Source organism: Nocardioides sp. cx-173, from assembly GCF_021117365.1.
Taxonomy (GTDB): Bacteria; Actinomycetota; Actinomycetes; order Propionibacteriales; family Nocardioidaceae; genus Nocardioides.
Genome location: NZ_CP088262.1, coordinates 496,606 through 509,117, shown reverse-complemented (window position 1 = coordinate 509,117; position 12,512 = coordinate 496,606). Strand labels below are relative to the sequence as shown.

The 12,512-nt window shown below is 73.2% G+C and carries 14 protein-coding genes; 8 read left to right on the top strand and 6 right to left on the bottom strand.

The features are described from left to right. Positions 1-30 precede the first annotated feature (30 nt). Together LQ940_RS02350 and LQ940_RS02345 are read left to right on the top strand one after the other, a co-directional pair. A complete protein-coding gene (locus LQ940_RS02350; RefSeq protein ID WP_231240779.1) occupies positions 31-1,176 on the top strand; it encodes a sensor histidine kinase in 1,146 nt (381 codons plus the stop codon). Next, a complete protein-coding gene (locus tag LQ940_RS02345) occupies positions 1,173-1,859 on the top strand; it encodes a response regulator (protein ID WP_231240780.1) in 687 nt (228 codons plus the stop codon). The genes LQ940_RS02350 and LQ940_RS02345 overlap by 4 nt, the downstream gene beginning before the upstream one ends. A gap of 3 nt (positions 1,860-1,862) precedes the next feature. Here the strand turns inward: LQ940_RS02345 and LQ940_RS02340 are convergent, their stop codons facing one another. Continuing rightward, positions 1,863-2,597, bottom strand: a complete 735-nt coding sequence (locus tag LQ940_RS02340; protein ID WP_231240781.1) for an ABC transporter permease — start codon at positions 2,595-2,597, stop codon at positions 1,863-1,865. Next, positions 2,594-3,304 (bottom strand): ABC transporter ATP-binding protein, encoded by a 711-nt coding sequence (locus LQ940_RS02335; RefSeq protein WP_231240782.1) that lies wholly within the window; start codon positions 3,302-3,304, stop codon positions 2,594-2,596. Before LQ940_RS02335 ends, LQ940_RS02340 begins: the two co-directional genes overlap by 4 nt. Positions 3,305-3,483: 179 nt before the next feature. On the opposite strand from LQ940_RS02335, the gene LQ940_RS02330 reads away from it, so the two are divergent. After that, on the top strand, positions 3,484-4,053 hold the full coding sequence (locus LQ940_RS02330) for a class I SAM-dependent methyltransferase (RefSeq protein ID WP_331275725.1): 570 nt from the start codon (positions 3,484-3,486) through the stop codon (positions 4,051-4,053). Positions 4,054-4,119: 66 nt separating this feature from the next. On the opposite strand, the gene LQ940_RS02325 is transcribed toward LQ940_RS02330, so the two are convergent. From LQ940_RS02325 to LQ940_RS02315, 3 genes are read right to left on the bottom strand one after another with little or no spacing between them, the layout of a single operon-like run. Further along, positions 4,120-4,710 (bottom strand): TetR/AcrR family transcriptional regulator, encoded by a 591-nt coding sequence (locus tag LQ940_RS02325; RefSeq protein ID WP_231240784.1) that lies wholly within the window; start codon positions 4,708-4,710, stop codon positions 4,120-4,122. Beyond that, complete coding sequence (locus tag LQ940_RS02320) at positions 4,707-5,498, bottom strand: sugar phosphate isomerase/epimerase family protein (RefSeq protein WP_231240785.1); 792 nt, start codon at positions 5,496-5,498, stop codon at positions 4,707-4,709. Before LQ940_RS02320 ends, LQ940_RS02325 begins: the two co-directional genes overlap by 4 nt. Positions 5,499-5,502: 4 nt before the next feature. Next, positions 5,503-6,435 (bottom strand): Ppx/GppA phosphatase family protein, encoded by a 933-nt coding sequence (locus tag LQ940_RS02315; protein ID WP_231240786.1) that lies wholly within the window; start codon positions 6,433-6,435, stop codon positions 5,503-5,505. 57 nt (positions 6,436-6,492) lie between these two features. Here LQ940_RS02315 and LQ940_RS02310 point away from each other — a divergent pair, with 57 nt between their 5' ends. The 3 genes from LQ940_RS02310 to LQ940_RS02300 all read left to right on the top strand — a co-directional run bounded on the left by LQ940_RS02310 (position 6,493) and on the right by LQ940_RS02300 (position 8,738). Then, positions 6,493-7,269 (top strand): hypothetical protein, encoded by a 777-nt coding sequence (locus LQ940_RS02310; RefSeq protein WP_231240787.1) that lies wholly within the window; start codon positions 6,493-6,495, stop codon positions 7,267-7,269. An 87-nt stretch (positions 7,270-7,356) separates the two neighbouring features. Further along, entirely contained in the window at positions 7,357-7,995 is a 639-nt protein-coding gene (locus tag LQ940_RS02305; protein ID WP_231240788.1) for a VOC family protein, read from the top strand. Continuing rightward, positions 7,920-8,738, top strand: coding sequence for a class I SAM-dependent methyltransferase (locus LQ940_RS02300; RefSeq protein WP_231240789.1), 819 nt, complete (start codon positions 7,920-7,922; stop codon positions 8,736-8,738). Before LQ940_RS02305 ends, LQ940_RS02300 begins: the two co-directional genes overlap by 76 nt. A gap of 12 nt (positions 8,739-8,750) precedes the next feature. Here LQ940_RS02300 and LQ940_RS02295 read toward each other — a convergent pair whose 3' ends face one another. Beyond that, positions 8,751-9,782 carry a LacI family DNA-binding transcriptional regulator gene (locus tag LQ940_RS02295; RefSeq protein ID WP_231240790.1) on the bottom strand — a complete coding sequence of 344 codons (1,032 nt, stop codon included), beginning with the start codon at positions 9,780-9,782 and terminating at the stop codon, positions 8,751-8,753. A gap of 134 nt (positions 9,783-9,916) precedes the next feature. On the opposite strand from LQ940_RS02295, the gene radA reads away from it, so the two are divergent. After that, positions 9,917-11,341 (top strand): DNA repair protein RadA, encoded by a 1,425-nt coding sequence (gene radA / locus LQ940_RS02290; protein ID WP_231240791.1) that lies wholly within the window; start codon positions 9,917-9,919, stop codon positions 11,339-11,341. 70 nt (positions 11,342-11,411) lie between these two features. Then, entirely contained in the window at positions 11,412-12,491 is a 1,080-nt protein-coding gene (disA, locus tag LQ940_RS02285) for a DNA integrity scanning diadenylate cyclase DisA (protein WP_231240792.1), read from the top strand. Positions 12,492-12,512: the final 21 nt, after the last annotated feature.

Genomic DNA, 12,512 nt, shown 5'->3' with positions numbered 1-12,512 from the left:
GACCGGGTCGCCCACCGCTACGGTCGGAGGGTGACCCGGTCCCTCGTCTCGCCGCGCGTCCTCGACGTGGTGGCGGCCGGGCTGTGTGCCGCCGCGATGCTCGTCGAGCTGTTCCGGCTCGACGAGGGCGGCCCGAGCGTCACGGCCGTCGCGGCCATCGCCCTCGCGTGCCTGCCGGTGCTCATCCGGCGACAGCACCCGGAGCTGGCGCTGGTGGCCGCGATGGCGCTGATCTTCGCGATCACGGAGACCTCGAAGATCGCCAACACGATCGCGATCTCCGCGGTCGTCTGCGGCTTCGCCCTCGCCAGCGCCCGGGGGCGCAAGGCCATCTGGTCCGTGCCGCCCGTGATGGCCACGGTGCTGCTCGTCTTGGCGATCTACAGCACCTACCCGCTCCTGAGCTTCGACACGGTGCGCAACCTGGCGCTCGTGCTGCTGCCGACGGCGCTCGGGGTCATCGCCCACGACCGCCGCGAGCTGCTGTCGGGCCTCGTCGAGCGCGCCGAGACCGCGGAGCGCACCCGCGAGGAGGAGACCCGCAGGCGGGTCGGCGAGGAGCGGCTGCGGATCGCCCGCGACGTACACGACGTCGTCGCCCACGCCATGGTCGCGATCAACGTGCAGGCCGGCGTGGGGGCCCACCTGCTCGAGCGCGACCCCGCCCAGGCGCGGGCGACCCTGCGCGACATCAAGCGGGTCAGCGGCGAGGCTCTGGGGGACCTGCGGTCGATGCTGGGCGTGCTGCGCGGCCCCGACGACGAGGACGCCCCGATCCGTCCGGCCGCGGACCTCTCGGCCCTCGACGACCTGCGAGACGGCCTCGCCGCCGCCGGCGTCGAGGTCGACCTCACCATCGACCCGGGCACCTTCCCGCTGCCCGCCCCGATCGGCGCGACCGGCTACCGCATCGTCCAGGAGGCGCTGACCAACGTGCTGCGCCACGCGGGTACGACGTCCGCCCGGGTGCGGGTCGGCCGCAGCGGCGACCGGGTGCTGATCGAGGTGGAGGACGACGGCTCCGGCACGACCGCTCCCGACCAGACGGGCTCCGGCAACGGCGTACGCGGGATGCGCGAGCGCGCGGTCGCGGCCGGCGGCACCCTCGAGGCAGGGCCGCGTCCCGAAGGCGGCTGGCGGGTCGCTGCCTCGCTGCCCGCGGGGGCGACGGCGTGAGCGCCCCGATCCGGGTCCTGCTCGTCGACGACCAGACGCTGGTACGCGCGGGCTTCCGCGCGCTGCTGGACTCCGAGGAGGACCTCCAGATCGTCGGGGAGGCCGTGGACGGGGCCGAGGCGGTCGCCCTGGCCGAGGCCACGCGGCCCGACGTCGTGCTGATGGACATCCGGATGCCGCACGTCGACGGCCTGGAGGCGACCCGGAGGATCACCACCAACCCGCGGCTGGCCGACACCCGCATCATCGTCCTCACGACGTTCGAGCTCGACGAGTACGTCTTCGGCGCCCTGCGCGCCGGCGCCTCGGGGTTCCTGCTCAAGGACATCGAGCCGCAGGCGCTGATCGAGGCGGTGCGTGTGGTGCACGCGGGCCAGGCGCTGCTCGCGCCTCGGGTCACCCGGGCCCTGATCGAGGCGTTCGTGTCGGCGAGCCCGACCGACGGCATCCCCGCCCCCGTCGCGGCTCCCGTGCCCGACCGCCGGCTGACGGCGCTGACGCCGCGCGAGCGCCAGATCCTCGCGCTCGTGGGCCGCGGCATGTCCAACCAGGAGATCGCCGAGCACCTGGTGCTCTCGCCGTTGACGGCGAAGACCCACGTGTCGCGGCTGTTCCTCAAGCTCGGCGCCCGGGACCGCGCCCAGCTCGTCGTCGCGGCCTACGAGACCGGTCTGGCCGGCTGAGGCCTACGGCGTACGCCGCCGCAGCGTCGCGGCGCCGAGGGCCAGCCCGGCGAGCGCGAACCCGGCCACGACGCCGAGATCGCCCCAGACCTCACCGGTGCTCGACGAGGCGGTGAGGTGGGTCATCGCGTCGACCGCATAGGACAGCGGCAGGACGTCGGAGACGGCGCCCAGGACCTCGGGCATGGACTCGCGTGGGACCAGCAGCCCGCAGAGCAGGATCTGCGGGACCACGACCGCCGGCATGAACTGCACGGCCTGGAACTCGGTCTGCGCGAAGGCCGACACGAAGAGCCCCAGCGCGGTCCCCAGCACCGCATCGGTCACCGCCACGGCGGTCAGCAGCCACACCGGCCCCGCCACCTCCAGGTCGAGCAGCCCGACGCTCACGCCGACCGCGACGGCGGACTGCGCGGCTGCGACGACGCCGAACGCGGCGGCGTACCCGAGCAGGAAGTCGAGCTTGCCCATCGGCATCGCCAGCAGCCGCTCCAGCGTGCCGCTGGAGCGCTCGCGCAGCGTGGTCACGCTGGTCACGAGGAACATCACGATGAAGGGGAAGATCGCCAGGAGCGCCGGGCCGAGACGGTCGAAGACCGGCCCGGCGTCCTCGTACATCCACCACAGCAGGGCCATGAGCAGGGTCGGGAGCACCAGCAGCATCGCGAGGGTGCGGCGGTCGCGGCGGATCTGGGTGAGCACCCGGCTGGTCACCGCGAGCGTGACCCGGGGGCTCATGCCGCCGCCTCGACGAGGGCGAGGAACGCGGTCTCGACGTCGTCGCTGCCGGCGCGCCGCTTGATGGCCTCCGGCGTGTCGTCGGCCAGGATGCGGCCCTCCCGCATGAGCAGCAGCCGGTCGCAGCGCTCCGCCTCGTCCATGACGTGGCTGGAGACCAGCACCGTCGCGCCGGCGTCGGCGAGCTCGTGGAAGAGCGCCCACAGGTCGCGGCGCAGCACCGGGTCGAGCCCGACCGTGGGCTCGTCCAGCACGAGCAGGTCGGGCCGCCCCAGCAGGGCGACCGCCAGGCTGACCCGGCTGCGCTGCCCGCCGCTGAGCCGCCCGACGATGGCGTCGCGGTGGCTGACGAGGTCCACCGCGGCGACCGCGCGGTCCACCTCCTCGTTGCCGACGCCGAGCACCCGGGCGAAGAAGCGGAGGTTCTCCGCGACGCTCAGGTCGTCGTAGACGCTGGCCGCCTGGGTCACGTAGCCGACGCGGCGGCGCAGCGGCGCGCTGCCGGCGGGCTCGCCCAGGACGGAGACCTCGCCGCCCTGCACCCGCTGGACGCCCACCAGGGTGCGCATCAGCGTCGACTTGCCGCAGCCGGACGGGCCGAGCAGCCCGGTCACCCCCGGCCCGACCTCGAGGTCCAGGCCGCTCAGCACCGGCCGCCCGCCGCGTACCACCTCGAGGTCGCGTACCTCGACCGTTGATTTCACCATATGATGAATTATGCACCCCGCGGGCGCAGTGGCAAGGGTCTGGCGTGCCGCCCCCGACGACCTCGTTGCGGCCGGGGCGGGCCTACCCGAGGATGGATCGACGCCCCCGATAAGGCAGGAGAACGGTCACCGATGGGCTTCTACGCAGATCGTGTCCTGCCGAGGCTGACCGACTGGGCGTGCGGCGCCAAGGGGGTACGCCCGCTGCGCGAGCGCGTGTGCGGGGGTCTGCGCGGACAGGTCGTCGAGATCGGGTTCGGGACCGGCCACAACGTCGGGTTCTACCCGACGCGGTCGATCGCGTTGCCGCCGTCGAGCCGAGCCCACGGAGCTGGGAGCTGGCCCACGACCGCGTGGCGCGATCAGCCATCGAGGTCGAGCATGCCGGGATCGACGCACAGGCGCTCCCCTTCGCCGACGACACCTTCAACACCGCCCTGTCGACCTGGACGCTGTGCACGATCCCCGACCCGGTCCTCGCGCTGACCGAGATCCGGCGGGTGCTCCGCCCCGGCGGCAGCCTGCACTTCGTCGAGCACGGACTGGCTCCAGACCACCAGGTCCAGGCCTGGCAGCGCCGCCTCGAGCCGCTCAACAAGCGCATCGCCGGCGGGTGTCACCTCACCCGACCGATCTCCGAGCTCCTCGAGAGCGCTGGGTTCACCATCTCAACCGTGGACGTCTTCTACGAAGAGGGAGCGCCCAAGCCGCTGGGCGCATCCACGCTGGGTGTCGCCGTCCCAGGATGACCTGACGCCACGAGGGCAGCCACATCCACGACCCGGCCGACCGGGTATCCATCCCCGGCCCGCCCGCTACGGCAGCGGGTCGGTGAGGAACCCCTGCAGCACCGGCGCGTACGTCGCGACGACCTGGTCGGCGGGCATGGACGCGAGCGGCTCGACCTCCAGGAGGTAGCGGATCAGGAGCAGGCCGAGCAGCTGTGAGGCCACGTGTGACAGGCGGCGCTCCGGCTGGTCCACGCCGAGTGCGTCACCGACCGGCTCGAGCACCAGGCGCAGGAAGCCGTCGCGGATCAGCTGCTGGGCCTGCGGCTCGCTGATGCCGCGCAGCAGCGCCAGCAGCGGCAGCCGGGCCTCCGGATCGTCCCAGACCGTGATGAAGAGCCGCATGAGCCGCTCCCCCACTCCGTCGGGGCCGCCCGCCGTCACCGGCAGCACCGCCTCGCGCGGGTCGACCCGCAGGTCGAGCGCGGCGACGAAGAGATCGTCCTTGGAGCCGAAGTAGTGGTGCACCAGCGCCGCGTCGACCCCGGCCGCCGCGGCGATGGACCGGACCGACGTACGGGCGAAGCCGGCGGCGGCGAAGGCCTCACGGGCGGCCTCGAGGATGGTCGCGCGCGTGTCGGGGGCGCCGGGACGGCGCCCGCGGCGGGGTGAGCTCACGACGCGGGCACCCCGAGGTGCTCGCGCGCGAACTCCAGGGACTCGCGCAGGTCGGCCTCCCGCTCCGCGCGCGACGAGCAGCGCCGCGTGTTGATCTCCACGACCACCTCGCCGTCGAAGCCGACCTCGACCAGATGGTGCAGGAACGTACGGGCGCCCATGGCGCCGCGCCCGGGCACCAGGTGCTCGTCCTTGGCCGAGCCGCTGCCGTCGGTCAGGTGGATGTGGCGCAGGCGCTCGCCCAGCCGGCGCGCCATCTCAATCGGGTCGGAGGCGGCGATGGCCGCGTGTGAGAGGTCGATCGTGGTGTTCGCGTACGGCTCCTCGGAGGGGTCCCAGCCTGGCGCGTACATCTCCATGCCCCGGCGCGACGAGGCCCGCCAGGGGTACATGTTCTCGACCGCGAAGGCCACGCCGGTGGAGTTCTCCAGCGCGGCGATGCCGTTGACGAAGTCGCGGGCGTACTCGCGCTGCCAGCGAAACGGTGGGTGGACGACGACCACCTCGGCCCCGACCTCGCGCGCCATGTCCGCCGAGCGCTGCAGCTTGCCCCACGGCTCGGTCCCCCAGACCCGCTGCGTGAAGAGCAGGCAGGGCGCGTGGACCGCGCTCACGGGGAGCCCGTGATGCTCGGCGAGCTGGGTGACCGCGGAGGTCTGCTGGCTGAGCGCGTCGATGCCGACCATCACCTCGACGGCGTCGTAGCCCAGCTCGGCCGCGTAGGCGAAGGCGTGCGCCGACGACTCGGGGTAGACCGAGGCCGTCGAGAGTCCGATGCGAGGTGCCACCCGGTCAGTCCAACACGCTCATCGCGTCGAGGCGCTCCAGGATGACGCCCTCACGCAGCGCCCAGGGACAGATCTCGAGCTCGGCGAGGTCGAAGATGTCCATGCAGGCCTCGGCCACGAGCGCCCCCGGCACGATCTGGTGCGTCCGGCTCGGGGACACTCCGGGAAGGACGGCGAGCTCGGCGTGCGGCATCGCCACGAGCTTGGGGATCCACGACTGCAGGGACGACAACGGCAGCGTGCGCGGCACGAGCGGGCCGTCGCTGGACGGGGCGGCACCGCAGATCCGCCCGAGCGAGCGGAAGGTCTTCGACGTCGCCGCGGCGCGGTGCGGGGCGCCGCCGCGCAGCAGGTGCCCGGCGTCGCGCGCGATCTCGGCGCGGATCTCCTTGCGGATGGCGCGCAGCATCGCCTCGTCGGGCTTCTCCTCGAAGAACTGCCGCGCGAGCCGAGCCGCTCCCAGCGGCAGCGACCACGCCACGTCGGGCAGCTCGTCGGTCCCGCCCGCGATCTCCAGGGAGCCGCCGCCGATGTCGAAGACCGCGAGCCGTCCGGCCGACCAGCCGAACCACCGGCGTACGGCGAGGAAGGTCAGGCGGGCCTCGTCCTCGCCCGAGAGCACCGCGATGTCCACGCCGGTGAGCTCGCGCACGTAGGCCAGCACGTCGTCGGAGTTGACCGCGTCGCGCACCGCGGACGTCGCGAACGCCAGCATGTCCTGACAGCCCTTGTCCTCCGCGACGACGAGCGCCTCCGCGGTGAAGGCCGCCAGCGCGTCGATCCCCGCCTGCGTCACGGCACCGGAGTCGTCGAGGTGCTCGGCCAGGCGCAGCGGCTGCTTGTGGGAGTACGCCGGCAGCGGCGCGGCGCCGCCGTGTGCGTCGACCACCAGCAGGTGGCCGGTGTTGGAGCCGATGTCCAGGACGCCCAGGCGCATGCCCTCAACGTACCGCCGCCGCGATGAGCGCGCCCCGCACGCCCGTAGGCTGGCGTCATGCCCGAAGTGGACCTGGTCTTCCCCCGCGCCTTCGTGGAGTTCGTCAACCCCGCGGACGAGACCGAGGTGATGCGCTGCGACCTCACCTGGCTGACGTCGGCCTACACCTGCATCTTCGGACAGGGCTGCCAGGGCATCTACGCCGACGCTCCCGACACCGGCTGCTGCACGCTCGGCGCCCACTTCGCCGACACCGACGACGAGGTGCGGGTCAAGGCGTTCGTCGAGCAGCTCGACGAGACCCAGTGGCAGTTCCACCCCGGCCGGCCGGTCCGCACCAAGGACTGGGTCGAGACCGACGACGACGGCGAGCGCAAGACCCGCACGATCGAGGTGGACGGCCAGCAGGCCTGCGTGTTCCACAACCGCACCGACTTCGCTCCGCCCACCGGCCAGGGTGGCGCCGGGTGCGCCCTGCACGGCCTGGCGCTGCAGCAGGGCCGCAACCCGCTGGAGACCAAGCCGGACGTCTGCTGGCAGCTGCCGATCCGTCGCCGGTTCCGCAACGTCGAGCGCCAGGACGGCAGCACCTACACCGAGGTCACGATCACCGAGTACGACCGCGTCGGCTGGGGGCCGGGCGGACACGACCTGGACTGGTACTGCTCGGGCAACACCGAGGCGCACGTCGCCGTCGAGCCGGTCTACCTCACGCACGAGCCCGAGCTGACCGAGCTCATGGGCAAGGCGGCGTACGACGAGCTGGTGCGGCACTGCGACGCCCACGTGCGCTCGCGCTCCGCCCTGGCGCTGCATCCGGCCGACCCGCACTGATCGCCCGCCGGGTGGGATGAAGTCTTGACATCAAGACACCTCGACCCCCTCAACGAGCCGCTGGATCTGGTAACGCAGAATGCCTGCATGCGCCTGGACCACCTCTCCTTCGCCGCAGGACCGGACGGACTCGTCGGCACCGCCCAGCGCCTCGGCGGGCTGCTGGGTCATGACTTCGTCGACGGCGGCATCCACCCCCGCTTCGGCACCCGCAACATGACGCTCGCCCTCGCGGACCACACCTACCTCGAGATCGTCGAGGCCCTGGACCACCCGGCCTCCGACAAGGCTCCGTTCGGCCAGGCCGTTCGGGCCCGCTCCGCCCTCGGCGGCGGCTGGCTCGGCTGGGTCGTGGCCGTCGACGACATCGCGCCGGTCGAGAAGCGTCTCGGCCGCTCGGCCGTCGTCGGCAACCGGCACCGCCCCGACGGCACCGAGCTTCGGTGGCGCCAGATCGGCGTCAACGGCCTGATCTCTGACCCGCAGCTGCCGTTCTTCGTGCAGTGGGAGTCGCCCGCCGAGCTGCACCCGTCAACGGGCGCCGACGGCAGCTTCTCCCTTGCCTGCCTGGAGATCGCCGGGGACCCGCAGCGCGTCAGCGAGTGGCTCGGCCAGACGGTCGAGGCGCCGCTCGAGGACATCAAGGTCGAGTGGGTGGCGCCGCACGGCACGCCCGGCATCCTCGCCGTCCAGCTGCAGACCCCCCGCGGGCTGGTCCGTCTCTGACCGGCGCTCCTGGGGGCACTCCTCGGGGCACTCCTCGGGGCACTCCTCGGGGCACGGTCGCGAGTCCCAACATCTGGGAGAGCCCCGCGACCTACGAGGTCGAGAACCGCGGCGTCGACCCGCACGGCCGCCTGGCCGCCACCCTGCACGCGCTGGCGACCTTCGAGGGCGCCACCGTCCTGGACCTCGGCTGCGGCACCGGCTTCCACCTTCCCGGCTTCGCCGCTGACGTCGGGCCGGTGGGACGCGTGATCGGCGTCGAGCCGCACCCCGACCTGCTGGCCCTGGCCCGCCGGCGTACCCGCTCCCTGGACAACGTCACCGTCATCCAGGGCACGGCACAGGCGGTACCGCTGCCGGATGCGTCGGTCGACATCGTCCACGCGCGGTGGGCCTACTTCTTCGGCCCAGGCTGCGAGCCCGGCCTCGCCGAGCTGGTCCGCGTCGTACGTCGCGGCGGCATCGCGCTGGTCATCGACAACGACGGGTCCCGCTCCACGTTCGGGGCGTGGTTCCGCCGCGGCTACCCGCACCTCCCGCCGCCCCACGAGATCGAGCGCTTCTGGGCGACCCGCGGCTGGACCCGCACGCCGGTCGACATGGGCTGGTCGTTCGGCTCCCGCGCCGACCTGGAGGCGGTCGTGCGCATCGAGTTCCCGCCCGACGTGGCCGCCGACATCCTGCGCCACCACGAGGGCACCGAGGTCGACTACGCCGTCAACGTCTGGTCCAAGCGCTTCTGAGTCCGCCCGCGGCTAGCTGGACCCGCGTACGGCGAGCGTCGGCGTGAGCAGGATGCCGGGCCCGACGCGGGGCGGGTGGGCGAGCAGGCCCTCCAACGCGGCGACGACGCGGATCGCCACGTCCTCGAGGGGCTGGCGGACCGAGGTCAGGCCCGGGCGCACGACCTGGGCCACCTGGGAGTCGTCGAAGCCGACGACGGCGACGTCCTCGCCCGCGCGCAGGCCGCGGTCGGCCAGGGTGTGCAGGACCCCCATCGCCAGGGTGTCGGAGGCGCAGACGAACGCCGAGGGGTGCGCCTCGTCGAGGAGCACCGCGCTGGCCTCGCGCCCGCTGTTGACGGTGTCCTCGACCCGGGAGGCCATCGCGGTGGTGGAGAGGCCGCGGTCCTTGAGCGCCCGGCTCCAGCCGGCCCGGCGGTCCTCGCCGATGAAGGAGTCCTTGCGCCAGCCGATCCACGCGATCTTGGTGTGTCCCCGGTCCAGCAGGTGCCGCGTCGCCAGCTCGGCGCCCGCGGCGCCGTCGACGTCCACCCACGGGTGCGTGGCGTCGGGGTCGTCCCAGGGCCGCCCGAAGGCGACGAACGGCGCCCGGCGCTCGCGCAGCCACGCCGCCTGGGGGTTGCCGAGGTAGGTGTCGGTCACCACGAACGCGTCGACCGCGGTCGAGCGCAGCAGGTCGTCGTAGCCGCGCAGCGGGTCGTTGCCGTCGCCCGCGAACAGCAGCACGTGGTAGCCGGCCTCGCCCGCCGTCTCGACCAGCGAGTGGACGAACCGGTCGATGGCGGCGTTGGCCGTGAACTCCTGGCCCGGCGTCATCCGCAGCCCCACCAGGTGCGAGGCGCGGGTGCGCAGGTTGCGGGCGGCCCGGTTGGGTGAGTAGCCGAGCTCCTCGATCGCGTCCTGCACCCGCACCAGGGTGTCGGCGCGCAGCAGGTCGGGGTTGTTGACCGCGTTGGAGACCGTCTGACGCGAGACGCCCGCCAGCTCGGCGACGTCGGCGAGGGTCGGCGGCGCCGCGGGCACCCGCCCGGGGATCCGGCCCATCTCGCCTCCGACCTCTGGTCTTGATCGTTCCAACGACGAGCATATCGGCGTACGGCGCCCCAGCACCTCATTCCTTGGGGCGGTCGTGGGCGGCCCCGTGACCGGTGTCGGCGCCAGGGCCTAGCGTTCGGTCCATGGCCAAGTCCCCTCGCCCCGCGTTCCGCTGCACCGAGTGCGGCTGGGAGACCACCAAGTGGGTCGGCCGGTGCGGGGAGTGCCAGGCCTGGGGCTCGGTCGCCGAGACGGCCGCGGTGCCCCAGGGCCGGACGACGGCGACGGCGGTCACCCAGGCCGCGGTCCCCATCGGCGACGTGTCGGTCGAGGAGTCCTCCTTTCGCGGCAGTGGGGTCCCCGAGCTCGACCGGGTCCTGGGCGGCGGGCTGGTCCCCGGCGCCGCGATCCTGCTCGCCGGAGAGCCCGGCGTCGGCAAGAGCACGCTGCTGCTGGAGGTCGCGGCCCAGACCGCGCGCCACCGTCGCCGCACGCTCTACGTCACCGGCGAGGAGTCCGCCTCCCAGGTGCGCATGCGCGCCGACCGCACCGGCGGCGTCCACGACGAGCTCTACCTCGCCGCCGAGACCGACCTGGGCGCGATCCTCACCCACATCGAGCAGGTTCGCCCGGCGCTGCTCGTGGTCGACTCGGTGCAGACCATCGGGGCGCCGGGCATCGAGGGGGTCCCCGGCGGGGTCACGCAGGTCCGCGAGGTCGCCGCCGCGCTGATCCGGGTCGCCAAGACCCGCAACGTGACCGTCGTCCTGGTCGGTCACGTGACCAAGGACGGCTCGATCGCGGGCCCCCGCGTCCTGGAGCACCTCGTCGACGTCGTCCTGCAGTTCGAGGGCGACCGCAACTCCCGCTTCCGGATGCTGCGCGCCGTGAAGAACCGCTTCGGCCCCGTCGACGAGGTGGGCTGCTTCGACCTCGGCGCCGACGGCATCACCGCCGTCACGGACCCCACCGGGCTCTTCATCGAGAACCACCACGGCCGGGTCGCCGGCACCTGCGTCGCCGTCACGATGGAGGGTCGGCGCCCCATGCTCGCCGAGGTCCAGGCGCTGGTCACCCCCTCGGCGCTCGAGCGCCCCCGCCGCACGACCTCCGGACTCGACGGCTCGCGCATCGCGATGGTGCTGGCGGTCCTCCAGCAGCACTGCGGGATCCGCCTGCACGCCCACGACGTGTTCGCCTCGACCGTCGGCGGCGCCCGGCTGAGCGAGCCGGCCAGCGACCTGGCGGTCGCGCTGGCACTGGCCTCAGCGACGTTCGGCACGGCCCCGCCCGCGGGGGTCGTCGCCATGGGCGAGATCGGCCTGGCCGGCGAGCTGCGCCGGGTGCGCGACCTGCCGCAGCGCATCGCCGAGGCGGCCCGGCTGGGCTTCCGGATGGCGGTGGTCCCCACCGGCCCGGAGAGCCCCGGCGGGGTGCGGCCGGTCTCGCAGGACCGCATGGTCGACGGGATGCGGGTGGTCGACGCGCCCGACGTAGGCTCTGCCCTACGGCTGCTCGGGCTCTCCCGTCCGTCAAACCGGAGGCTGCGCAGCGCCGACGACGGTTAAACTCCCTGCGCGGGCCGGCTGCAGGACCGTACGACCGGGTCTCGACGAGGCTCGACCACCAAGGAGAGCTGTGCCCGACCGAAGCGACGAGGTCCTGCGTCTGCGCGAGACCCTGGCCTCCATCGCCCCCGGCACCGCCATGCGCGACGGCCTCGAGCGGATCCTGCGCGGACGCACCGGTGCGCTGATCGTCATGGGCCACGACCGCACGGTGGAGTCGATTGCCACGGGCGGGTTCACCCTCGACGTCCCGTTCACCGCCACGGGCCTGCGCGAGCTGGCCAAGATGGACGGCGCGATCATCGTCGACGGCGAGGTCAGCCGCATCGTGCGTGCCGCCGTGCACCTCATGCCCGACCACTCGATCCCCTCGGAGGAGACCGGCACCCGCCACCGCACCGCCGACCGGGTGGCGCGCCAGACCGGCTTCCCGGTGATCTCGGTGTCACAGTCGATGCAGATCATCGCGGCATACGTCGGCGAGACCCGCCACGTCCTGGAGGGGTCCGGACAGATCCTGTCGCGCGCCAACCAGGCGCTGGCCACCCTCGAGCGCTACAAGCTCCGACTGGACGAGGTCTCCAGCACCCTCTCGGCGCTCGAGATCGAGGACCTGGTCACCGTCCGCGACGTCGCGGTGGTCGCCCAGCGTCTGGAGATGGTCACGCGCATCGCGCGCGAGATCGAGGACTACGTGCTCGAGCTGGGCACCGACGGCCGGCTGCTGTCGCTGCAGCTCGAGGAGCTCGTCACCGGCGTCGACACCGAGCGAGAGCTGGTGATCCGCGACTACGTCTCGACCGGCCGACGCAGCAAGACCCCCGAGGAGCTGCTCAACCGGCTCGAGGCGCTCTCGGCCACCGACCTGGTCGACCCGGCCGCCGCGGCGAAGGTCCTCGGCCTGGGCAACAGCGAGCACCTCGACGGCGCGGTCGCCCCCCGCGGCTACCGGCTCCTCGCCAAGGTGCCCCGGCTGCCCCCGTCGGTCGTCGACCGCCTCGTCGAGCACTTCGGCACCCTGCAGAAGCTCCTCTCGGCCGGCATCGACGATCTCCAGGCCGTCGAGGGCGTGGGCGAGCTGCGCGCCCGCAGCGTCCGCGAGGGCCTCTCCCGCCTCGCCGAGTCGACGATCCTCGAGCGCTACGTCTAGCGGATGAGTTTCACCGGGCAC

What these genes read in the sequence shown, in the direction of transcription:
- LQ940_RS02340 (WP_231240781.1), bottom strand. Translation starts at nt 2,597, where the DNA reads ATGAGCCCCCGGGTCACGCTCGCGGTGACCAGCCGGGTGCTCACCCAG.
- LQ940_RS02335 (WP_231240782.1), bottom strand. Translation starts at nt 3,304, where the DNA reads ATGGTGAAATCAACGGTCGAGGTACGCGACCTCGAGGTGGTACGCGGC.
- LQ940_RS02315 (WP_231240786.1), bottom strand. Translation starts at nt 6,435, where the DNA reads ATGCGCCTGGGCGTCCTGGACATCGGCTCCAACACCGGCCACCTGCTG.
- LQ940_RS02310 (WP_231240787.1), top strand. Translation starts at nt 6,493, where the DNA reads ATGCCCGAAGTGGACCTGGTCTTCCCCCGCGCCTTCGTGGAGTTCGTC.
- LQ940_RS02305 (WP_231240788.1), top strand. Translation starts at nt 7,357, where the DNA reads ATGCGCCTGGACCACCTCTCCTTCGCCGCAGGACCGGACGGACTCGTC.
- LQ940_RS02295 (WP_231240790.1), bottom strand. Translation starts at nt 9,782, where the DNA reads ATGGGCCGGATCCCCGGGCGGGTGCCCGCGGCGCCGCCGACCCTCGCC.
- radA (WP_231240791.1), top strand. Translation starts at nt 9,917, where the DNA reads ATGGCCAAGTCCCCTCGCCCCGCGTTCCGCTGCACCGAGTGCGGCTGG.